Source organism: Bradyrhizobium sp. USDA3516 (assembly GCF_057651995.1).
Genome location: NZ_JBYGYN010000010.1, coordinates 273,871 through 294,527 on the forward strand (window position 1 = coordinate 273,871; position 20,657 = coordinate 294,527).

Consider the following 20,657-nt stretch of genomic DNA (forward strand, 5'->3'; position numbering starts at 1 on the left):
CGCGCTGGTGGTACCTCACGGGCCGTTCGGACGGAAAGCGCGCCATGCTGACCTATCGCAACGAAAAGGGCGTCGTGATGGGCGAGTTGAGCCTCCTGCGTTCGAAGGATGGTTCGGTGTGGGCCGGCCATCTTGTCGGCATCGACCGGAGCATCTCAGACACGGACCTCGTGCAGAGCCCGATCATCGTTGCCCAGTCCGACTATGACTTGAACCGCCTGAAGTCGGATGATTTTCTGAATGAGAGCCCGGTGCTTGTGAAGGGCTACACGCACTAACACTTCAGCCTTCCACGTCGCGTGCACGCGTACGAAAATCAAAACCGGCGAGCGGTGACGCTCGCCGGTTCTTTTATCGCGGATTGGCATCCACAATCAGGCGGCTTCGGTCTCCCCTCGCCGCTCGTCGGTATTCGGCTGCAAGCCATTCAGGTAATCGGCCGCGCGCTGCGCGTGCGATGAAGCGGTGAATATGGCGCGCTTGTCGTTCTTCAGCACCTTTCACAATCCGACTAGGCGGCGTCCCTCACCTCCGGTGTCAGTTCGAGATCAGCCGAAAGGAACGCGGCCCCGAGTTCGGCGACAAGTTCTTCCACCACATACTCGCCGAAGCGCCTGCGGCCAGATTCGCGATTGAGACGCTTCTCATCGCGCGTCCAATGCGTTGTCTCGTGCGCGAGGGTCGCGCCAGCAATCCACCGCTCCAGCTCGTAATCTAACTCTCCGGAGATCAGCGAATGATTTCCTGAGGCAACCCTGCAACCATTGCCTCGAACTCTTGTCGCCACCGTCGCGATGATCCTCGAGGGAGGCGATTGTCCCCTCAGTTCAAGTGAGCAGACGTGCGCATGCTCTAACGATCTCCGCGCTGGGCCCCGCCAAAGGATGGGCTCAAGGCGCTATCGGATTACCGCAAGCGCTCGATCGCCCCGCAGATATCCGAAAAGCGAAGCGGCTTTCCCGAGAGGCATACCTTATGGCTGCGTTGGTTACAATCTAGGTCAAGAGGACGGGCCGGGTGTTAGCCTTCAATACAGGGCAGATCTACGCCATCACCTCGCGCGAACCGCATCCCGCCTTTCGAGCATTCCGGACAATCAACATCTTGACGCGGTTCGACCAGCTGCATCTTTCCGGTCAGGGCATTGATATGCTGGTAGCGCAACGGCCGATCAGCTCGTAAACCCAGGTAATCCATCAGAAAGTCATTCACCGCATGTCCTGCGGAGACCGCATTAAGACTGATCACGCTCGGATTAGGCTCCTCAACGCCATAGGCTTGGGCCTTTCGTTCCGCATCAGTCTTGGCCTCTTTCGCGAGGAGATTGGGATCGATCAGCTGATTGCACCAAAGACAACCCACACCAGGACGAAGAGGTCGAATAGCACTGAATGCATCGATGACTTGCCCCTGCTCATCGGCCCGGACTTTTGAGCCCAGCTGGACGGCTGGAATGAGATATTGGTGGACCAACGCGTTCACGACCAGGCGTGCCCGCATCGAGTCCGCCGCAAGGAAGACGTAGTCGCAGCCTTTGAGGCGGTCCGCGACTGAAGCTTTCGCCACATCAGCATTGAAGTGTACAATATGCGCGGAGGGGTTGGCCTGCTGGATCAGGCGTCGCGCCAGCTGAACCTTGGGTGTTCGATTTTCAGCATCGGCTTGCGATGCTCCAATCAACCGCGCGAGATTGGACGCTTCAACCGCATCGTCGTCAACTAGCGTGAAATGGCCGACGCCTAGGCGCGCCAAATATTCCACAAGAAGGCTACCGATCCCGCCGAGGCCGACCACCGCAATGTGGGCGCGCGACAAGGTCTGCTGGCCTACGCGGCCAAACATCCGAATTTGGCGATCATATTGATCGTCCATCGAACCCAAATTTCTCGATAGGTGGGGAGCGAGGCGATCGATCTTCATACCAACGACGCTCGCTTGGTCGAGTTCGCGACGGCTGCCATCTGGCATCCAGAGATCTGCCTGCATGGCCCGCTGCCCCAACACCAGAGCACCGACCGGCATGCCCTTGGCGATCTGCAGCAGAGCGGGATAACCGCGCGCGTGAGATTGCAGATCGATATCGCTGAATCCGACATGCCGATCGCTACCGTGATTGTGAACGGCCAAATAGACAAGCCGCTCGTCTCGCGCGCGCGTAATCAACCGATGAATGAACTGGGGCGTTAGAGCACGGTGACCGATTTTTCCGGCAACATAGTCGATTCCGTCCTTGGCCAGATGCACTTCACGGACAGTGAGGAGCGGGATCGTGCCGAGTTCGGACAAACCGGCAAGCAAGATGGCTCCGTGCTCATCTCTGTCTTCCTGATAGAGATGATGCCAGAGTAACTCGTAGTCCGAACGGGCAATGTGGAGCCTGCACTTGGACATCACGCTGATCTTTCCAAAAAATCTAAAACCTTGAGCACCTTGGCGCAAACTTTTTGCTTGCCGTTCTGGGCCATGCTGTTGCGGCGAGAGATCTGCAAAGCCGGTCTTCCTTCGAAGGCGTGCCCCACAGTGACCGGCGGCGCAAAGCCCTGACCGTCCGCACGTCGGACGTCCCCACCGATGAACATGGGATAGATGTCGGCATAAGGATACTGCGCGGGGATATGAAACCCCACCCATGTCTTGTTTGGGACGAACCGGTCGCTCAACGCGACCGGTTCGACCGTGAGGTAGACCCCGCCTTGCCCATCGTCCCGCGTGTTAAGGGTGGCAGCGGGAAACTGCTTCCTCAAATCTTCGATGGCGGCAGAAACTTCCGCTTTCATGGCAATTCTCGCCTAGGAGTTGTCGTCCGGCGCAATCGCCGTGAACCGAAGATGTTCGCGCAGATGGACGACATCGTTGTCGCCGACAATACGGCTGGTGCCATTGGGCAGCTCTTCCTGAAGCACAAAGTTGGGCTGGATCGCCACGCCTTGAGCGATTGCAGCGGCCTTGATCTCTGAGCCGGTGGCGGAGTGGCCTTTGAGGCTTACCGGCTGTTCATTGACGGTGACGGCGACGATGTGTTCGGGCTTGCGCGCCACAAAGACCATGTGATCGTGAAGCTCCACCCGCTCGCCGTCTTCGATGCGGCGGTGGGTGCCGTCGTCGAGAATGAGATCCAGCAAATAGTGCTTGTCGATTTCAACGCCTTGGTCGATCGCTGCGATCTTGATCTGCTCGCCAGTTTGATGCGGGGGCAGCAGCTTTACCGGGTGCTCGTTCACTTTCCCCTTGACGAGGTGACTATGCCCGGAACCTTCCGCCTCAAGGATACCAATTCCCATAGCTTTCTCCTTGCGATTTCGAATTCAAATTGCTATTAAGCAATAAGTAGTCAAACCGAAATAGAAAGTCAATTGCTAAATGGCAATTCACGGTAGCGCAAGAAACGCTAACGATGCCAAAGGCTTCGATGGCGACGCCTTCTTTCGGGCGCTGGAAACGACGGTTCAAGCCCGCGATGTGAGCTGGAAAGAGGTGTCAGAAGCGACTGGCGTGAGCGCTTCAACTCTGACGCGGATGGCGCAGGGACGGCGTCCCGATGCCGCCAGCTTGGCGGCGCTGTCCGCCTGGGCTGGACTTAACCCCTCAAATTTTGTCAACGCGCCCTACCGCGCGAGCCAGCCGGAACCGATGGTGCAAATTTCCAGCCTCTTGCGGGCTGATCCGGCCCTGGACGCTGAGGCCGCAGAGGCAGTTGAAGCAATCCTCCGCGCAGCCTACGAGCGGCTGAAAAAACCACTCAAGTAAGGGCGCCACGTCAGCATTTGAGCTGCCACTGGCGGCTTTCAGCAGCCTGCAGACGCCTCTCCTCGACGACTTTGACGATGTCGGGAATAACGTTCTCGTCCATCTCTTTGAGGAACTCCTGCAGCAGCTTGGCGTCGACAGGCGCAAGCCCCTGAAGCACTTCAGGTCTTTCATTCATCTTGTCGTCTGCATCGCCAGCCATCGTGATCTCCCTGAAGTCTGAAGCGGGTTTTCCGTCCGTCCGCTATTTCGTCTGTGTCGGTCGCAGGTTGCGGTCCATCCGCGAGAACCCTGCATGACCGGTATTGGCAAGTTTCAGGCCACCCATTCCGGCAGCGGTCTGACCAATCTTCTTCCGGTCGAAGATCAGAGCACCGTCGCGGCTATGGAACAACCAGATCGGCATTGGCTCGCGCAAGCTGGCCGTGGCGTCGATGACCGCACGCGCCTCAACCCTTCCATTAGCCCACTGTTCCTCCGTCGAAAACTCCACCACCCATATGAATTGGGCGTACGGCAGCGTCATGATGCACTGAAGGAGCTTCGGGTCAAATTCCGAGGCATGCTCTCGCGCGAAATGGCGGTAAGAAGAGCCAGTGGTGATGAAGTAGCGGATGATGACGTCGTTGCCGGGCGGAAGACCAATGGCGGGGCCAAGCTTTAGCAAGGCGGGAGCCAGCCGATCGACGGCATCGGCCGGGTAGTAGACCTTCTCGGGAAGCGCCACGATAAAGGCATCAATCGCTTCCGCGGCGTACGGACTTCCAGTAGACTTCGGAATACACAGATACGGCAGATGGTTGTCATCGACAACCGCAAGGGTTTCGACTTCGTCCCAGGCATACCGAAGCCCGGACTGACCTCTCACAGGTTGACGCCATTCATAGCCCACGAGCGCAACGGCATGGCGCCGCGAATGCATCGCGGCAAAGAGAGGAAAGCCTGACTCAACATAGGCGATGAGTTGCCGATAGAACTGAGGGTCATGGCTTCCAGCATTGCGCGCAATATGAATTGGGAATGTGCCCGCTTCCTGGAACACTCGTTCCGCATGAGCGATCTGTAAGCCTTTTGACGGCACCAATCCGCCCGGATTGTAATCGTGCGCCATCATCGTGATCTCATGGACCAGATATTCTCGATGAACGTTGTAGCGCTCGCTGTAGTGGCGCAAGATCGACCAGCAGGCAGCATGCGCACACACCGAAATATCGACATGCTGATCCATCGATGGAAACCCGCGGATCTCAAGCTTATAGCCGAGCAAGTGCACCTTATGGTCGGCAGTGATGATCAACCGACCTGCGCCCTTGCGAATGTCCGGAGAAAGCACGGTCCGACCGATTGTGGCGATGCCCGTCGGCCGCAACACCATGTAACCGAAGTAATGCTCTTCGATCTGGCGATCGGGACAAACGAGCGCACAGGTGGCGTCATCGAATGTCACCGTCTGGTCAAAGAAATGCAGCCGCACGCAGTCGCTGCGATAATACTGCCCCTTCTTCGAATAGAAATTATAGTAGGTGCTGCGATAGTCCTTATCGATGTAATTATATTCGATGAGGACGCCCTTCACCGCATCCGAGATCCCCAGGCTCAAAGTCTTGGCGACCTTGCCCGGGTTGTACTCGGAGGTGATGTGATTGAGCAACTGCGCGAGGTCAGTGCTCGTCGCCAGTGAAATCCACTTATACATGAGAAGCCCGCGCGTTTAAAAGCGATGCGTATGCATCGTGGAAATTGCCATCGAAAATCCCTTGATCAAAAAACACGACGATTCCCTCCTATCGTCGGCAAGGCGGAGGTGTAAGCTACGAGTTGACCTTGGTCAAATCTCAGCGGTCGACGTTGACTGCCCCCCCAATGAACCAGCAACAACCGCAGACCGAATACGTTTCGTCGCACGCCGCACGTAAGCCACAGATTTAATCGCCCAGCTTTCACCGCCGCTCGTCTCCTGTACAACATCCCGAATGGAACGTGCAATAGTTCTTTCGCTTAACTACTGATTGCGACGCTTTCAGACCCGCGCCCCGTAAGACCGAGACAACTAGGGTGGCGGCGATATACAACTGGAGCGTTGAGACACCCACGTTGTTGCCCGCGGGCGCACTTCGCGGCCCGGATGATGCAGGCGCAACGGGACGGGTCTGATCCAAGTTCTCCTGGATGCGCTTCCAAGCGTCGAGTTGAACTTGCAATTCTGCCCGATCGGCCGGCGCCCTTTCAGCCAATTCCGGCAAAGCAACGGCAGCATCGAGATCCTTGAGTTTGGCTTCGAGTGCCGTGACCTGACGGCGTCCTGTTGCTTGCTACGTCCGCTGTCGCCCTCGCGTACGTATGGAATGCCGGGCCAGCGTCATCACCTTTGGAGCACCGTTGACCGCTAGGCCAAGCTTTGCACCGTCCGCCAAGCTTGCATCGTCTCCGCTGTGTAGATCGACATCTGGCTGCTCCGGACTGACGAGGCTGCAGCTCCGAGCTGAGCAGGATTCCAGATCGGGGAAGCGAGCGAATATCTTACGTCCAGACCGCCCGTGATTTGGACTGCAAAAGTGCAAAGGCACGGGCGGCTGACATTTGGTGCTTGCCCGCTTGCCAATCGCCAACCGGTTGAAAATCCGCTTTCGAGGTCAACGAATGATTTCCCTTCGGCCCGAAACGGAGAAGCAGTCGCTATGGCGCCGGCACGCGTACCGGTATAAAGGCCGATCAGCGTGAACTGGGCGACGTGTCTCAAGGTCGCTCATCCGACAAGCTTGGATGGCGATCATGTACCCGTCGTATCGGTCATCTGCCGAATGCCAGTCCGCGCCGTGGAGGTGGATCACTCGCGATGGGACCGATGGATGAAGGCGCGCTCGACGCAATAGCCAGCCGCGAATGAGACTAATAGCGCAAGGCCACAGGCGATGTAGCTGTTAAAATCCCACAAAATGCTGACGCTGGCGCTTGCGATAAAAGTGACAGCAATGACCGTGTTGCGAAACGCGTTGACCATGTTGCTCCCCCAGCCGCTCGCGGCGGAACAACTTAGCATTGCGTCCCTGACGATTAGCGGCGAAAATGGCCGATCACTCGCCGTCTTTCTGCTCATCGAGTCGGCACTTTCTTGCCGCTAACTGTTCCCCGAGCCACTCGTCAAGTTCAGTCTCGACCCATCCAATTCCGTTTTCCCTAGCGCAACACGATGTTTTTGACCTTCCAGCCGCTGCAGCAGCAGAAAACGTGTTGGCGCTGCCAGTTCCGGCAATTCACGAGACAACACGTAACGCCTTGTCGTGTGCGTGACTTGCTTTATCCTTTAGATCGGGGCGGCCGCGTGTTGAAACAGCATCAACGCTCCGGATGGGAACGTGTTGTTCATCACACTCCCTTGAACGTTGGAAACGCCAGCTGCAGGACAGAGCCATGGTCATCGCGAACCTCAACTGGCATGCAGTGATGCGGCCTGCTTCTAGCCCACTCGCGGGCTAACTCCGAGAGCGCAGTGGTCGCCCCTTCGCGCGCAGCCTTGATATGGGTCGCTCCACACCCTTCATCGTCGCGGATCAATTGCCACCGAGCCGAACATCAGAATAATATCTTTTCATGGTCACTCAAGCAGCTCTTGCGGCTCCAGAAGATCTGCTGCTGCCCACATCGAAATAGCGATGGCCCTCTCGTCGTGTCCGAAGCAGTCCAGTTACCTCTTGGAGGCAGTGCTGTGTCCACCACGAGTATTTCACGATCCGCTTGTTACCCCGGTGGGCAGGCAGAACTCTACCGCTTCCCTGACTACAGCTACCGCTCTCTAAATCAAGGCAAATGCGAGCAAGCTAGAGCAGAGAAGCGCGATACCGACAGCGGTCAGGGCCAAGAAGCTACCCGAAACAAGGTCGTGATCGCGCATGGAGCCGTCCTCGATTGCGCCAAAGAGGCGAATGCAGCCGCCGCTGCTTTCCCGCTCATCAGCATTTTTTTCAAATCCGACGCAAAATTCCTTCTCTTCTCGGCTGAGAATGCATGTTTTCGTCGTTCTCAGGTGCGAGTTTGCTGTTTGTCGGCAGGACTACGAGCATAGTGCATTACCGGCTTTGCGAACGAAGGTGTTCGCGCCTCACGAGCCACGGGTTCGTAGCTCTCGCTTCGCGGCCCTTGTGAAAGCATCGGAGCGAGACGTTTCATAGTTGCTACATGACTTTCAGATTGATTTTGTCAAATGCGCAGCTTTTTCATTCTTCTTGTGACATTTGCGATCATGGTGTCCGCACGCGGTCAGCTCCCTACAGACTTCGTGCCGCGACCGACTGCGCCCATGCCGCCGGTCAATGCACCGTAGCTCAACGAGGTTTGGAGCCGCAGCAACTTAAGTGGGCTTCCAAACCCGAGGGAACATAGCGACCCCCCACAATACTTCCGAATCTGCACCGCAGCTTTCGTCGCGAGCACTCGGCCCGCCTTCGCCAGGGTCAACCAGGTCATTTTACGAATGCAGAACTGGCGCAGCGGCACTTAAGCCCTACGTCGAGGGCATCTCGCCTCTAAGCTCCCGTTAAGCTCAACTTTCCGAAATGGCCGCCGTCTATGGCAGTTGCAACTCGTTCGAAACTGGCCTGTTTGCGGGAGCCCCGACCTCATCGCGACGGTGATCGCCGGAACGGGAGCAAGATGACAGCACGTGGGAGCTGAGACTCTGGTAAGTTTCACAAGTTCGATTTCCTGACCCCATATCGCATCATCGACAGGAGTACCAAGTACACCGAGTGCACGGAGCCTGGTCGGTTGGGTGGACGGCTGCTTTTAATCTGCCCACAACGCTGAGTTCAGTGAATGAGCTCTTGTAAGCGGTCTGTCCTAAGATTGCGTGGAGCGCCTTCTTTCTCGGAGACGGTCGACTCTGAGATTCGGAATGTTCACCTGACGTACGGAATCATTCTAGTGCTTACCGCCACATGCTCGGCGCGTGGCGAAGCGCATCGAGGCCAATCTGCTCGAGACGCTCGCGCGTCCTCTCACCTTTGCTGGCTGCTTCCAGAAGCTTCGAGGCGACATGTGCCCGCACGCCACCATCACTCCCAGGCACGTTTACACAGACCGTTTCGAGGATCTCCCGCAGAAGCGCGGTGGTAGTGGCGTCCAACATCGGAGAATCCCCCCAACTTGAAGGGGATGATAGCACAGCGCGTTTCCTAGTTGAATTGATCGAGTAACCGAAAATCCAATACCGCTTTGCTTTCGATCGATCGTCTGCCTCAGCTCCCTGCTCCCTGTACCTCCGCCCACCCTTTCCCGGTCTGTGCCTACCGCCTGCTGGGCCAATTCCCATGCTTCACTCTTGACTTGTAGTCTTGCAGCCTTAGCGAGACGGCCATCGCGCACGCGGCGTCCCTAAACGCCAAAATTCCTCGCTCGAGTGGAGGTTTTCGGCGAATTCCACCTTGGCGATCGTGCGAAGCTGCGGCGCATGTGCATCGAAGCGGCGGCTACCGGGAGCGGAGCGATAGGATAGTGACCTAGGCCCGGTACTCCGCAGCTCGCAGTCGGTCGGCCCAACAGCCTGGTCTCTGTCGAATTTTGAACCCAAACAAAGTTGAGGATCGAGCACCTTTCATACAATCAATGGCGCTGAACTCGTTCGCCCCAACAACACACCCCGGAAACAGACTTGCGGAAGATGGCGAGGAGGTCCGTAGCTTCACGCGCGAGATCCGGTTGATCAATGCGTGCCTGGATGATCTTCTTCATTGCCGCGCGCTGCCGCGCTTGGCATTACCGGAACGCAAATGATGCTCTTGATGGTTGGGGGACCTGGACGACGACGACGGTATTCCGGTCAACGTGCTTGCAAAGCTGATGAAGGTTGATCCATCTTCGTCACCACGCAATCGAAGCTGCTGGAGAGGAAGAGATTGCTGCGTCATCAAGCCATGCACGCGGGATGCCCAGGTCATACATCTTTCATTGGCAGACAACGCCAGCAAACGTCTCGCGATTATCGCCGCGAAGCAGGAAACGCTCGATCGGTTCGTTTTTGGAGACCTTGCTGTTCAGGAGGTGGGCAAGCTGGGTAACAGACTTACCGCGATGAGGCACCGGCTGCAGAAAGCTTGCCTGGCAGACAACAAGAATCCTGAGGTGTAATCCGACAATGTTCTGAATGCGCGGCGTATTCTTGTGTGATCTCGACTCCTGATGTTTTGATGATTCACTCGGGCGTAAGCCCCTTGTTAGAGAGGGACGGATGAAGAGGAATCAAGAGGGAGAGTCAATTGGATCGTCTGAGCGGCCAGGTCCTAAACTACCGGAAAGATCCAAAACCAAGAAACTGACCGCGACCATGAAAAGGCGTGCCCTGAAAGTCAGAAAGTCCGAACACCGTCCTCCTCCATCCTCCTAAGGCTATTGCTCCGCAATTCTGATAATATAGTCGGGTGTCTCGACTTCGCTGCCAAGACCCTGCTGCCACTTCGAAAGGGGCTCTGGCCCCCTCTATTGACCTCCGTGGATGGCAGGTCCGCCATCCGGCGCGCGTGCGATCGTGCCATAGGAGATCGTTTTCCAGCTTCTTGCAACCCGCATGATGGCTCCCCGTATAGAGCGACACAACAGACGCCAGCCGCGGCGCCTAAGGCCCTGCGCCGGCGAACTCCATTCCATGGAATGTAGCAGGTTGGTAGCGGTCCCTGCCCTAGTTGTCGGTCCCGTTCAAACCAGCCTTGCAAATCTCACCAGGTTAAATTGGGCCCAGTCCAACCCGCCCGTGCAACAGCTGTGTCCGGATTTTGGCGGCGCAGCACATGTCGTCGCCTACGCTCTAATCGCGAAGGGGTCGGAGGTTTCGCCGGAGGTCGTGAACTAGTTACGTCGTGGAGGGGCAATTTAAGGCGCGGACCCACTTCAGCAAAGCCGGCCTTCAAATACAACGCCGAATTCGGACTGCGACTCCACACCGGTTGCTTGGGAGCCCCGACTTCAAGTTGCCCCCAGCCCTTTGCGGTACCGAGGGCCACGGCCGCCTCGATGAGGCTCATCGCCACCCCAGACGAGCGGTGATCCGGCACGACATAGAGTTCGGTGATGATTCCGTAGCGGCCGCGCGCAAAAAGCGAGATACTTTCCGCCACCATGATAATGCCCACAGCGCGCTCTTCGACAAAACCAAGAAATCCATGAATGCGCTCTTTCATGGCAAGCAGGTTGGCCACCAGCCGAGCATCCAGTTCGGCCTGCACGTCGCGAGCGCCGAGTTCTGTAAGTAGAGCTCCAACCATCTGGGTCACGGTTGTGGCGTCATCGACAGAAACTTCACGCGTGCTCACCATGCCACAAGCTCCTTCATCAACCAGAGACGTCCCGCACCTTCAGCCTGAGACCAAAAGGTGCCGCCGCATACGTACTCGTGCAGATATGCCTCCATATTGACGCTCAGATGACGCCCTGTTCACAACATGGGGAGACAATAGGCGTTGATGTCGCTGACGGCTGTAAGGACAACGAGAAGCTTGAAAGTGAACGCGACGCCTCCTCATTCATCCGAAGGTTCGTCCCGAATTGATGCACGTGACAGCACGAACCATTTTGCCCGCGCCTACCCTCTACACGGATTCGTAAACGACCTCATTCCAGTTTATCAGCGCTCCTCTCAGGAGAGCACTAATTGATGAACGAATAGTCTCAGACAACGACCGACCAAGCCAGTCGAAGACAAACTCTTTTTCCGGCGCAACCGGAAAACCGGCTTTCTAAGATTCACAGTGCGGAGATTTTTTTTGCAGGACGAGCCAATTCGCCTTTCCGAGAGCGCTCTCGCTTCCTTGACGATTTTCTCTCGATCCTTTTGTAAATTTAGCCGCTCAATATATAATGTTGCTAAACCCCGCAGCCGCTCGCGGGGGCGACAGGCCTCCGCTGCGCTGCTAAGCCTATTCGGGAAATCAAGTTCGTGCGAGGATTCAGATCGCAAGCGCGAGTGGCGCGACAATTAGTGATACAGGTTGACGAGATGGCACTCTACACGTCGGTATGCTGTAGCGTCAGGTCGCGTGGATTTGTTAGGCACCTGTGTTCGCTACCGATCATGAAGAAGACGAAAGAGACTCGTCTCCCTCGGAGAAGCACGCTATAACATTTTTCGCCGCGCAGCGCCGTTTGGGTTGCCTCCAGCCGAAACGCGCTTACGTCACCGCGCAAGATGCGAGCTTGCGATTAGTCCAATTATGCCGCTTGGACTCTCCTGAGGAAACCTTCAAGTTGGTGCTTCAGCCGAGAGCTTTCCTCAGACAGCAGTTCGGCAGACCTCAACACTTGCATCGAAGCCCCTCCTGTTGCCTTCGCGCGATAAGTGACTTCGCCAGCGCTCGCCGCCACCTGAGTGGTCTTGCTCGCAGCTTCCTGCAAGTTAAGGGCGACATTCTTGCTGGTCTCCTTTTGCTCGTCGATGGCTTCGACAACAGTCATAGCAATGTCGGAAATGCGAGCGACGATGGCGCCGGCTTCGGTATTCGCGCCGACGGCTTCAGTTGTCGCAGCCTGAATGTCGCTGATTTGCTTGCCAATCTCGACGGTCGCTTGAGCGGTTTGCATCGCGAGGGATTTGACTTCCTCGGCGACAACTGCAAAACCCCGGCCGAGATCGCCTGCGCGAGCAGCCTCGATTGTGGCATTCAACGCGAGCAAATTGGTCTGCCGCGCGATCGCCGCGATAAGTTGAACGACGCTGCCGATCCGCTCTGCCGCGGACGCCAAACCAACCATGCGCTGATCGCTGAGCTCGGTCTTGCGCACCGCTTCGCGCGCCATTTCCGCTGCTTCCTCGACCTGCCGGCCTACATCAGCGATAGTTATAGCCATCTCGCTTGTCGAGGTCGCGACGCGTTGAACGTTGGCGGACGCGTCGTCGGATGATGAGGCAACCTCCATCGAGACTTGGCGGCTCTCAACGGCAGAAGAGGCAAGGCTCCGGGCGGCGGCTTCCAGCTCCGTCGAGGCGGACGAAACGGCTTCGATCACCTGCCCTACGGCTGCTTCGAATTCGCCCGCAAGCCGAGCGATATCGGCCTTACGCAGGTCAGCAGCAGCCTGGTCCCGTTCGACCTTGGCATCAAGCTCCGCCTGCAGTTTTTCGCGAGCTCTCAGCTTGAACATTTCTACCGCTTCGGCCATATCGCCGAGCTCATCCTTTCGACCAAGGCCCGGCAAAACTACATCGAACCGACCCTCACCTAGCTGGCGCATGGCCGCGGTCATCGAGGCGACGGTTTTGGCAATGCGCTGCCCGAAGAGCATGCTGAACAGGCCGGCGAGCAGCGTTGCAAGTCCAATGAGCCAGACCAGCCTCTGCCGAATCTCTCCGGCTCGGATTTCCATAGCGTGCGCATGCGCGTCTGCCGCGGACATGACCTTTGCGATTGCCGGGCGAATGCGGCTGTAAATCTGTCGAAGATCATCCACCTGATCGCTCAGCGTCTGCTGCGTCACCATGAATGATACAAAATTCTCCTTGTACGCCCGCATCAGCTCCAGAAGCTTGGATTTCTCCTCCGTAGGTAGGCTTGCCTGAGCAAGTTCGGTTTCGAACTCCGTCTCCCTCGCTGAAAGCTGATCGCCGTATTTTTCTTCGCCCCGTAAGATAAACTCCTTCTCATGACGGCGCATCATCAGCATCAAGATCGTCAGGCGCGGCTGCTTCACCTGGCTCAATCGCTCCTCGACGGCGTGCACGGCTATGCGCAACTTGCCCTGAAATCCGCCATTCTCATTGAAGCCTAGGTTGCGTTGTGCTGAAACTACGTTTCCAAAGCGGGTCGCATAGAGATTAATTACCGGCCGCACGGAGGCTGCCTGCCGCAGCGGATCATCGTCGGGCAACTCCCCGATCAGTTTTTCGACCCGACCTAAATCTTCGAGCTGGCGATCGAGAAGATCCGCATGCGTCTCGATCGACATTTTCAGTGGGCTTGCCGAGGAACTCGGTCGCGATTTGGCCAGACTCCAGAAAGCTTTGTGACAATGAAACGACACGGGCTTTCAATTCATTGCTCGCGCTCGCCTCTCGTTGAACAATACTCGCGTAGTGCAGAGCTGCGGCGCAGATTACGCCCGTGACCAGCACACCAGAAATCCCGAGCAATGCCATCTGCTCGCGCAATCCGATTTCGAAAGCCCCATTGGACGGACGGACGTTCGCGAGTGCCGGAGGAATTCTTGCTCACATTTTGTCCCTCGAAGTGACCTGATCTGTTTGAGCAGTGCTGACAATCGCAGGTCAGCAGGTAGCGCGCACGTTGATCGAACTGGGTCAACCTGCTTCGTTCAATCAACAACGAGCGCTGCCTAATTCAGATTGATTTCGAAATCCTGAACTCGTGCGCAAAACGCGCGCGCCCCGTGCCGGTGCACGACCTAACTGCTGTTGCGTCAGTTTGACGAACACACAGCGTGGTATGACGTGGATCATTTTGAACTAAGCGCGTCTCACGGAATAGCTGCATCTAAACGGTCCAATTCGCATAAAACATGCGACGTATGCGCTAAATTCGGGCTCAATCAGCACACGAAACGGATATTTCAACATCCGGCTTGCGCGACTTGACCGTAGGCGCAAGCTTGGAGCTCCAGTGAGTGTGGGCACTCACTTTATGCTCTCTTCAGCCGCCCTTTGGGGCGTTTCCTCCCTGACTTGGCCGTGCGGAATTTTCGCACGGCCTTTTTTCGCAATCCGACGAAAGCAGATCGCTCACGTCAATCGCACAATTCTTCGACCTAAGTTGTGGCCCTACGTTGGAGCCCATTGACGTGCTGCAACCTTTGCGAAGCTGCGAAGGCGTTAGTCAGCCAGGCCGCCCTGGGCTAGTGGCGAACGCACGCAACCTTATCAGCGAGGCGATCGCGTGCAGACTAGCGCTTCACGCGCCTGCGGGCGTTGTCGACCAGGCGAATGGCCGCTCCAGCGCAGGGTTGGAGAGCTGGTGAAGGTCAGGGCGTTGATCCGCTTCTCGGTAGACGCAATGCCGTCGGGCTCCGCGGGATCTTGGGGAGCGAGGCTGTGAGGAAGAGTTCGATCGCGCCCCGTTCAAGCTCTAATGGATTTTCGGCCGCGAGACAGCGTTTGTCGGAGGACTTCAATTCATTCCCAAGCTGCATGAGACTGTATTGAAACCGGACTTTTTTGCAGCATTTCGCGCCTGCTGCCGCAATGCAGCTCCGAATGTGCGCATTCGGAGCCGGTAGAAATGGCAAACCATATCGTTCTCCACGTGCCGCTTCCAGGACACTATCCGACCTGCAAGACCGGAGCGCAATGCTGCACACTAGTGCGCTCTCGGCACTGATTTGATGCAATAAACGACATATCGACACTCAAATTCCGCACGCGCGCCGGTTATCGTCCAATTTCCGCATCACGGCTTCTTCTGACTGGGCTCTAGGACTTGATCGCCGGCATTGGCGGCGTCTGTGGCATTGCACTTTCGTCAATCCTACTCAGTTTTATTGTTTGCATATCGTCCGCACTCCGTTCGTGCTGGAGCCTTCTAGTTAGCAATGGTCTCGCGGAGCTCCTCGGGAAGCCGGTAGCATTCCTGAGTCCCAGGGAATGTGCCCTGACGGACATCGACCGCCCAGCGTACCAGCGCCTCCTGTAGAACCTCCCCATTTGCGTAGGCGCGAACGAATTTTGGCCTTTTACCTTCGAGCAGCCCTAAGACATCGTCGAGTACGAACACCCGGCCGGAGCAGCTTGGCCCGCCTGCAATCCCAATGGTGGGTATTGTCAGCGCATCGCTTGCGCGTTCCGCGAGCTCGGCCGGAATGCCCTTGAGGACCAAAGCGAAGCAGCCGGCCTCCTGGAGACGGGGAGCCATCATCGAGCAGACGTAACACTTCGGCTTTGCCCCGCACCTTGAAGCCGCCCATGACATTGAGGCTCTGAGGGGTAAGACGAAGATGCCCCATCATCACCGGGATTTCCGGCACCCCGCTGCAGGAAGCCTCCGGCATTGCGTATTGTTTCATCGAGACTGAGATGAAAGCTGAGAAACGGCATGTCGGCCAACCAGGGCACGAGGCCTTGTGCGCGAGACTGCTTCCAGATGATGATTCATGATTGACATGCTGACGGGAAGCGTATCGTCGAAGCCCAGGCAGGCATTGCCGACACCATCACCGACGAGAATGATGTTGATCGCTGTGTCCGCGATGCGCGCGTGACCGCATCGTAAGCTGTCGTCATCGCGATGGGACGTCCCTCCGTTTTCGATTGCTGCAGGACTGGAATGGTGACGACTTGCAAAGGCGGCTCTGAAGTGTGGCTCATGCGTGGACAATCCTGCGACACTGATCGTTGGACCGGACACGGAAAGAGTTTCGTTTTGAAGATCAGAGCAGCTTCACCTCAGACGCGGAAGCATCGATCAAGGCACGACCCAAAGCGCGACAATATAGATTTATTTGCTCGAACCACACGGAAGCCGTCGTCGATACGGCGCACTTTGCAACAACAGGAAGAGAGCTTTGTTGGCTTCATAGCGCGCCGCGGCTCGGCTGCTTTGCGTTCCCGCCATGACCAACGAGCCATTCGTCGCGGAGATGGACCACGACCACCTTCGACGGCAACGTTCAAGCGAGACTTTGTAAATTGAAAATCGATCGGACATGGCATCCCCGCTCAAGCCATAGCTCTACCCACGATCTATCCTGTCCGCATGGAGCTCACCGGAGGCCGCCATGCCTTTCCCGAGTGTCGAATGCAAGCGGGCAAGGCGGTCGATGATCGCCATCCGACGGACTGCGCAATGCGGCCAGACCAACTTCGAAGAACCGATTCTGCCGCTTCAGCAGTAGTTCCTGTGGCCTGCTTGCCCGCCCACCTCGGCAAGGCTGATCTATGCGAGTGCCGAGAGCGTGGGCGGCCGGCCAGAGTTCGCAAGCCGTTCGCGGCCCAATACCATAATAGCCGCTCAACTCGCAGCCTGTCTGCGGCAAATACCGAAGAATGAGTCGGAATCTGCTTCTCTCAGCATCACGCCCGTCCCTGTCGATCGGTCAGGAAATGTCCCGTTCTGCAGAGAGACCCATCAGGGCGAACGGGATCCATGCGAGAGAAAGCCAATAGAAATAGTACGATGTGAGCGCATCATTGGAGGCGGTTGCGCAAGGTCGGCCAGATGACAGCATAGCCGTAGCGCCCTTGTTCAGCCGGTAAGCATTGAAATCAATGATTGTTGCCGAGGTCCGTGTCACTTAATTTCCACACCACTCCTGAAAGCGCCTCGCTGGACTCGCTGGCCCATCGGGTGATGTCGCGCTAGGCATCGCCCGGCTAAGGCACTGTCCAAGGGAGCTCACTTAGTGGCAGCTGTCAAGCTGCTCGCAACCAGCGCAACCATTTTTGATCGGCCTGGCGCCGCGACTTGAAGCGGTCGACGCACCTGTAGGAGCAAAGCGCCGTTCGCCAGCAGTAGTAACGGATCAGCCCGAACTTCCCGCCACAAATAGCGCAGCACCTTCCACCATGGAAAGCGTGAGAGTTATTGCGCACGTTTGCCTCCTATCGGCGCCACCTAAATCAGTCCCATGCATTCTCCACTTCCACGTCAGAGCGCCCGCACATGACCTGCGGCGTCGCCAATTCCGATTCTCGGGTATGCAAGAACCAGCCGGCGCGGCAGAATGACCCTGATGCGCGCCTTCTTGGCGCTGCCTCTGAGAGCAGTTGCGCCAAACTTTACCACCTATAACTGCTATTTTGATCCTGAATAATGCAATGAACCGCACGTGGCCGCGCAAATGCTGCAATATTTCGGCTCTATTTGAGGGTCTTCACCGCAAGAGATCATTCCGGATCTTTCGCGGTTCTGGCTCGCCGTGCATCAAGCGAACAGATCGGCAGCTTCCCCGATCGCGGTATAAATCTGATCAAGATCTGCGGCTGTAACGCAATAAGGTGGCATCACGTAGATCGTATTCCCGAGCGGACGCAGGAGAAGATTTCGCTCCTTGAAGAAGGCTTGCAGTTTCGGACCGATGCCGGCGAGATAGCCGGCGTCATTTGTATTCAGATCAAGCGCAGTGACGGTGCCGGTCCGACGAACGTTTGCAAAGCGCGGATCAGCCTGAAACGGCTGAATTGCGTGCTCTTGCATGGATGCAAGGGTCGATACGCGCGTGCGCGCATCGGAGTTCTGCCAAAGATCCAGATTGGCCTTTGCGGCGGCGCAGGCAAGCGGGTTCGCGGTATATGAACTCGAATGAAAGAACGTCAAATTGCGATCTTCCGAATAGTGCGCCTTGAAAATATCAGCGCGACAGAGTGTCACTGCGAGCGGAAGCGATCCACCAGTGAGACCTTTCGAATAACAGGCAATATCTGGACTGACCTCGGCCTGCTCGCACGCAAACAGCGTTCCGGTTCGACCCCAGCCCGTCATGACCTCATCTGCAATGAAGAGAACGCCCCAATCTTCGCAGATCCGCTTCATCTCCCGCAGCACCCAGGCTGGGTACATCAGCATTCCGCCCGCCCCCAAGATCAGAGGCTCCACGATCAAGGCCGCCGGCATCTCCTCCCTGCACACCGAATATAACGCACTGAGCGTGTCCCGCTCGCGACCTGTTGCTGGGAACGGGATTGATGTGACGTCAAACAGAAGGGCCTCGTAGGCCGCATTGAACACGCCACGAGCTCCGACTGACATCGCTCCTACCGTGTCGCCATGGTAGGAGTGTTGCATCACTACAATGCGAGTCCGCTGTTTGCCGATGTTATTCCAATAGCCCAGCGCCATTTTCAGCGCGACTTCGACGCTCGTCGAACCGCTATCTGAGAAGAAGACGTACTCAAGAGCAGGCGGCGTGAGCTGCAGGAGTTGCGCCGCAAGCTCCTCGGCTGGCTCATGGGTGTAACCTGCAAAGATAATCTGATTGAGCTTGCTCGCCTGTTCCTGGATGGCGCTGACAATATGTGGGTGGCAATGGCCGTGGGTCACGACCCACCAGGACGAGATTGCGTCCATGATATGTCGGCCATCGGCGGTGTAAAGGTAAGCCCCCTCACCGCGCGCGATCCTTGTCATCTCGCCTTGAAGCGCGTGTTGCGTAAACGGATGCCAAATTGGCGAGCTCGGGGTCGGCATTTCAACTGAAATCGTCAGCACGGAACGAAGACTTGAATGCCGTCTGAAGCGCCTCTGGCGTGAGAGGCGAAAGCAGAGGCAGTCGTCCCAACCAGCGCACGCGGCCGATCTCACGAATGGCAGTCTGAGTTTCCGGGTTGCATTCGCCGATGAACGCGATACCCAAAATCGTGATCTGCCGCCTTCGTAGAGCCTCGATCGACAGCAGCGAGTGATTGATTGTACCGAGTTTTGTGCTCGCGCAAACCACGACCGGAAGCTGCCACCTCTCAAACACGTCGATGTAGAGTGTATCCCCACTTAGCGGGACCATAAGCCCGCCGGCGCCCTCGATGACAAGAGGCCGTCCTTCCGTGTCTGGCGGACTTATGGAAGCTGCGTCGATGCGAAGCCCGTCCATTTCGGCAGACTGGTGGGGCGATGCGGGCGTTCGAAGCCGGTAGAGCTCCGGCACGACTCGATCGGCTGAGAGATTAGCCAACCTTGTAACCGTTTCGGTATCGGTTTCTCCTTCGAGGCCGGCTTGTATCGGCTTCCAATAACTCGCGCCGAGAAGATCGGCCAAGCCTGCGGCGAACACAGTCTTCCCAATCCCGGTATCTGTTCCGGTCACCACAATCCGCAAACTCATCCAGCCTTCCCATTCGTCTCCTCAGCGAGCGCATCGACCATTGAGACTACATCATCCTCGTTGACGTTCAGCGTCAGTGAAATCCGCAAGCGCGCTGTTCCCGCTGGCACTGTGGGCGGCCGAATTCCGCGAATATCGAAGCCGCGATGCTGCATCGCAGAGGCGAGCCGCATCGTATGAGCATTGTCGCCGACCATGTATGGGAGGATCTGCGAGCTGGAAGGACATCGCACCCCGCGGGCTTCCATCTTCCGATGCGTGAATGCAACCAGCCTTGCGAGGCGCCGCTGACGCTCGGGCTCCCGCTGCAAGATAACCAGTGCCTCGCTGACGGCAACGGCAATCAAGGGTGATGGCGCGGTAGCGAAGATGAACGGACGACAACGATTGACCATAAAGTCGCGTAGCACACCGGAAGCAGTCACCAGCGCTCCCGCCACTCCCAACGCTTTGCCGCAGGTATGTATAACCAGGAGATTTTCACGGTGACCGTAATGGCTGGTGAGACCTCGGCCCTGCTCACCGTAAACGCCGGTAGCATGGGCCTCGTCAACGACCAGGAAAGCCTCGTGGCGATCGGCGAGCGCGACCAGATCATCGAGCGGGGCGAAATCGCCGTCCATACTGTAAAGGCTTTCCGTGACGACCCAGACCCGTCCCATTCCTCCATCCGCACGCCAGTCGCGGATCGCACTTTCGATGGCTCCGAGGTCGTTGTGGCCAGCTATGCGAAACTCGGCCCTGCCAGCTCGCGCGCCTTCATGAATACTGGCGTGAACCAGAGAGTCGAGGACGAGCAGATCGCCGCGCTGCGGCAATGTCGTCAGGACCGCAAAGTTTGCGACGTAACCGCTCGCAAAAAACAGCGCCGTCTCGGCGCCAAAGAACTGGGCGGCTTCCGCCTCGAGGCATTCATGCTCTTCACAATTGCCTCGCAGAAGTCGCGACCCCCCAGAACCAAGCGGGGTGCCACGTTCGATGGCCGCCAAGACGGCCTTTTTCATACGCGATGCACTCGCAAGCGCCAGATAATCGTTAGATGAAAAATCAATTCCGGCACGCGAATTGAGACCGCGCAAGCGGTTGTCATCTTCCAGGGAGCGCAAGGCCTTGACGTAGGGTCCGAATTTATCCATTGGCGACGAGCTCATTGCGCAATCCACCCG

The 20,657-nt window shown here is 57.1% G+C and carries 20 protein-coding genes and 1 pseudogene; 4 read left to right on the top strand and 17 right to left on the bottom strand.

Features of this window, described 5'->3' with window-relative positions:
- Window positions 1-44 precede the first annotated feature (44 nt).
- Entirely contained in the window at window positions 45-278 is a 234-nt protein-coding gene (locus tag AC24YW_RS28725) for a hypothetical protein (RefSeq protein WP_487485865.1), read from the top strand.
- 96 nt (window positions 279-374) lie between these two features.
- Here AC24YW_RS28725 and AC24YW_RS28730 read toward each other — a convergent pair whose 3' ends face one another.
- From AC24YW_RS28730 to AC24YW_RS28750, 5 genes are all read right to left on the bottom strand, one after another.
- Window positions 375-497: a hypothetical protein gene (locus AC24YW_RS28730; protein WP_439402608.1), complete on the bottom strand. Its 123-nt coding sequence runs from the start codon at window positions 495-497 to the stop codon at window positions 375-377.
- Window positions 498-511: 14 nt separating this feature from the next.
- Window positions 512-787: a zincin-like metallopeptidase domain-containing protein gene (locus AC24YW_RS28735; RefSeq protein WP_487485866.1), complete on the bottom strand. Its 276-nt coding sequence runs from the start codon at window positions 785-787 to the stop codon at window positions 512-514.
- 233 nt (window positions 788-1,020) lie between these two features.
- Entirely contained in the window at window positions 1,021-2,391 is a 1,371-nt protein-coding gene (locus AC24YW_RS28740; protein WP_487485867.1) for a HesA/MoeB/ThiF family protein, read from the bottom strand.
- Window positions 2,391-2,777 (bottom strand): hypothetical protein, encoded by a 387-nt coding sequence (locus AC24YW_RS28745; protein ID WP_487485868.1) that lies wholly within the window; start codon window positions 2,775-2,777, stop codon window positions 2,391-2,393. Before AC24YW_RS28745 ends, AC24YW_RS28740 begins: the two co-directional genes overlap by 1 nt.
- 12 nt (window positions 2,778-2,789) lie before the next feature.
- The gene (locus AC24YW_RS28750; RefSeq protein ID WP_487485869.1) at window positions 2,790-3,281 is read right to left on the bottom strand and encodes a multiubiquitin domain-containing protein; all 492 of its coding nucleotides are present in this window, start codon (window positions 3,279-3,281) and stop codon (window positions 2,790-2,792) included.
- A 79-nt stretch (window positions 3,282-3,360) separates the two neighbouring features.
- Between AC24YW_RS28750 and AC24YW_RS28755 the strand changes: the two genes are divergently transcribed.
- Window positions 3,361-3,747, top strand: coding sequence for a helix-turn-helix domain-containing protein (locus AC24YW_RS28755; RefSeq protein ID WP_487485870.1), 387 nt, complete (start codon window positions 3,361-3,363; stop codon window positions 3,745-3,747).
- A 10-nt stretch (window positions 3,748-3,757) separates the two neighbouring features.
- Here the strand turns inward: AC24YW_RS28755 and AC24YW_RS28760 are convergent, their stop codons facing one another.
- The 4 genes from AC24YW_RS28760 to AC24YW_RS28775 all read right to left on the bottom strand — a co-directional run bounded on the left by AC24YW_RS28760 (window position 3,758) and on the right by AC24YW_RS28775 (window position 7,302).
- A complete protein-coding gene (locus tag AC24YW_RS28760; protein WP_439402603.1) occupies window positions 3,758-3,949 on the bottom strand; it encodes a hypothetical protein in 192 nt (63 codons plus the stop codon).
- 42 nt (window positions 3,950-3,991) lie between these two features.
- Window positions 3,992-5,443: a hypothetical protein gene (locus tag AC24YW_RS28765; RefSeq protein ID WP_487485871.1), complete on the bottom strand. Its 1,452-nt coding sequence runs from the start codon at window positions 5,441-5,443 to the stop codon at window positions 3,992-3,994.
- Window positions 5,444-6,574: 1,131 nt separating this feature from the next.
- Window positions 6,575-6,748 (bottom strand): hypothetical protein, encoded by a 174-nt coding sequence (locus AC24YW_RS28770; RefSeq protein ID WP_487485872.1) that lies wholly within the window; start codon window positions 6,746-6,748, stop codon window positions 6,575-6,577.
- Window positions 6,749-7,113: 365 nt separating this feature from the next.
- Window positions 7,114-7,302: a DUF6894 family protein gene (locus AC24YW_RS28775; RefSeq protein ID WP_487485873.1), complete on the bottom strand. Its 189-nt coding sequence runs from the start codon at window positions 7,300-7,302 to the stop codon at window positions 7,114-7,116.
- A gap of 151 nt (window positions 7,303-7,453) precedes the next feature.
- Between AC24YW_RS28775 and AC24YW_RS28780 the strand changes: the two genes are divergently transcribed.
- Window positions 7,454-7,810: a hypothetical protein gene (locus AC24YW_RS28780; RefSeq protein ID WP_487485874.1), complete on the top strand. Its 357-nt coding sequence runs from the start codon at window positions 7,454-7,456 to the stop codon at window positions 7,808-7,810.
- An 861-nt stretch (window positions 7,811-8,671) separates the two neighbouring features.
- Here the strand turns inward: AC24YW_RS28780 and AC24YW_RS28785 are convergent.
- Window positions 8,672-8,872: a hypothetical protein gene (locus tag AC24YW_RS28785; protein ID WP_225156185.1), complete on the bottom strand. Its 201-nt coding sequence runs from the start codon at window positions 8,870-8,872 to the stop codon at window positions 8,672-8,674.
- 473 nt (window positions 8,873-9,345) lie between these two features.
- A complete protein-coding gene (locus AC24YW_RS28790) occupies window positions 9,346-9,474 on the bottom strand; it encodes a hypothetical protein (protein WP_487485875.1) in 129 nt (42 codons plus the stop codon).
- Window positions 9,475-9,528: 54 nt separating this feature from the next.
- Between AC24YW_RS28790 and AC24YW_RS28795 the strand changes: the two genes are divergently transcribed.
- Window positions 9,529-9,870 (top strand): hypothetical protein, encoded by a 342-nt coding sequence (locus tag AC24YW_RS28795; protein ID WP_487485876.1) that lies wholly within the window; start codon window positions 9,529-9,531, stop codon window positions 9,868-9,870.
- Between the two features lie 584 nt (window positions 9,871-10,454).
- Here AC24YW_RS28795 and AC24YW_RS28800 read toward each other — a convergent pair.
- The 6 genes and pseudogenes from AC24YW_RS28800 to AC24YW_RS28825 all read right to left on the bottom strand — a co-directional run bounded on the left by AC24YW_RS28800 (window position 10,455) and on the right by AC24YW_RS28825 (window position 20,627).
- The gene (locus AC24YW_RS28800) at window positions 10,455-11,051 is read right to left on the bottom strand and encodes a GNAT family N-acetyltransferase (protein ID WP_487485877.1); all 597 of its coding nucleotides are present in this window, start codon (window positions 11,049-11,051) and stop codon (window positions 10,455-10,457) included.
- A gap of 892 nt (window positions 11,052-11,943) precedes the next feature.
- Complete coding sequence (locus AC24YW_RS28805) at window positions 11,944-13,674, bottom strand: methyl-accepting chemotaxis protein (protein WP_487485878.1); 1,731 nt, start codon at window positions 13,672-13,674, stop codon at window positions 11,944-11,946.
- 1,586 nt (window positions 13,675-15,260) lie between these two features.
- A pseudogene (locus AC24YW_RS28810) lies at window positions 15,261-16,042 on the bottom strand (3-methyl-2-oxobutanoate hydroxymethyltransferase).
- A 1,555-nt stretch (window positions 16,043-17,597) separates the two neighbouring features.
- A complete protein-coding gene (locus AC24YW_RS28815) occupies window positions 17,598-18,860 on the bottom strand; it encodes an adenosylmethionine--8-amino-7-oxononanoate transaminase (protein ID WP_487485940.1) in 1,263 nt (420 codons plus the stop codon).
- A gap of 1 nt (window position 18,861) precedes the next feature.
- Window positions 18,862-19,491 (bottom strand): dethiobiotin synthase, encoded by a 630-nt coding sequence (gene bioD / locus AC24YW_RS28820; protein ID WP_487485879.1) that lies wholly within the window; start codon window positions 19,489-19,491, stop codon window positions 18,862-18,864.
- Window positions 19,488-20,627 carry an 8-amino-7-oxononanoate synthase gene (locus tag AC24YW_RS28825; RefSeq protein ID WP_487485880.1) on the bottom strand — a complete coding sequence of 380 codons (1,140 nt, stop codon included), beginning with the start codon at window positions 20,625-20,627 and terminating at the stop codon, window positions 19,488-19,490. Before AC24YW_RS28825 ends, bioD begins: the two co-directional genes overlap by 4 nt.
- Between the last annotated feature and the right edge of the window lie 30 nt (window positions 20,628-20,657).

Bases quoted from the DNA above. Each gene is read 5' to 3' on its own strand.
- AC24YW_RS28825 (WP_487485880.1), bottom strand. From the start codon at position 20,627: ATGGATAAATTCGGACCCTACGTCAAGGCCTTGCGCTCCCTGGAAGAT.
- AC24YW_RS28805 (WP_487485878.1), bottom strand. From the start codon at position 13,674: ATGTCGATCGAGACGCATGCGGATCTTCTCGATCGCCAGCTCGAAGAT.
- AC24YW_RS28750 (WP_487485869.1), bottom strand. From the start codon at position 3,281: ATGGGAATTGGTATCCTTGAGGCGGAAGGTTCCGGGCATAGTCACCTC.
- AC24YW_RS28725 (WP_487485865.1), top strand. From the start codon at position 45: ATGCTGACCTATCGCAACGAAAAGGGCGTCGTGATGGGCGAGTTGAGC.
- AC24YW_RS28815 (WP_487485940.1), bottom strand. From the start codon at position 18,860: ATGCCGACCCCGAGCTCGCCAATTTGGCATCCGTTTACGCAACACGCG.
- AC24YW_RS28755 (WP_487485870.1), top strand. From the start codon at position 3,361: ATGGCAATTCACGGTAGCGCAAGAAACGCTAACGATGCCAAAGGCTTC.
- AC24YW_RS28745 (WP_487485868.1), bottom strand. From the start codon at position 2,777: ATGAAAGCGGAAGTTTCTGCCGCCATCGAAGATTTGAGGAAGCAGTTT.
- AC24YW_RS28760 (WP_439402603.1), bottom strand. From the start codon at position 3,949: ATGGCTGGCGATGCAGACGACAAGATGAATGAAAGACCTGAAGTGCTT.
- AC24YW_RS28740 (WP_487485867.1), bottom strand. From the start codon at position 2,391: ATGTCCAAGTGCAGGCTCCACATTGCCCGTTCGGACTACGAGTTACTC.
- AC24YW_RS28785 (WP_225156185.1), bottom strand. From the start codon at position 8,872: ATGTTGGACGCCACTACCACCGCGCTTCTGCGGGAGATCCTCGAAACG.
- AC24YW_RS28790 (WP_487485875.1), bottom strand. From the start codon at position 9,474: ATGAAGAAGATCATCCAGGCACGCATTGATCAACCGGATCTCGCGCGT.
- AC24YW_RS28765 (WP_487485871.1), bottom strand. From the start codon at position 5,443: ATGTATAAGTGGATTTCACTGGCGACGAGCACTGACCTCGCGCAGTTG.
- AC24YW_RS28770 (WP_487485872.1), bottom strand. From the start codon at position 6,748: ATGGTCAACGCGTTTCGCAACACGGTCATTGCTGTCACTTTTATCGCA.
- AC24YW_RS28800 (WP_487485877.1), bottom strand. From the start codon at position 11,051: ATGGTGAGCACGCGTGAAGTTTCTGTCGATGACGCCACAACCGTGACC.
- bioD (WP_487485879.1), bottom strand. From the start codon at position 19,491: ATGAGTTTGCGGATTGTGGTGACCGGAACAGATACCGGGATTGGGAAG.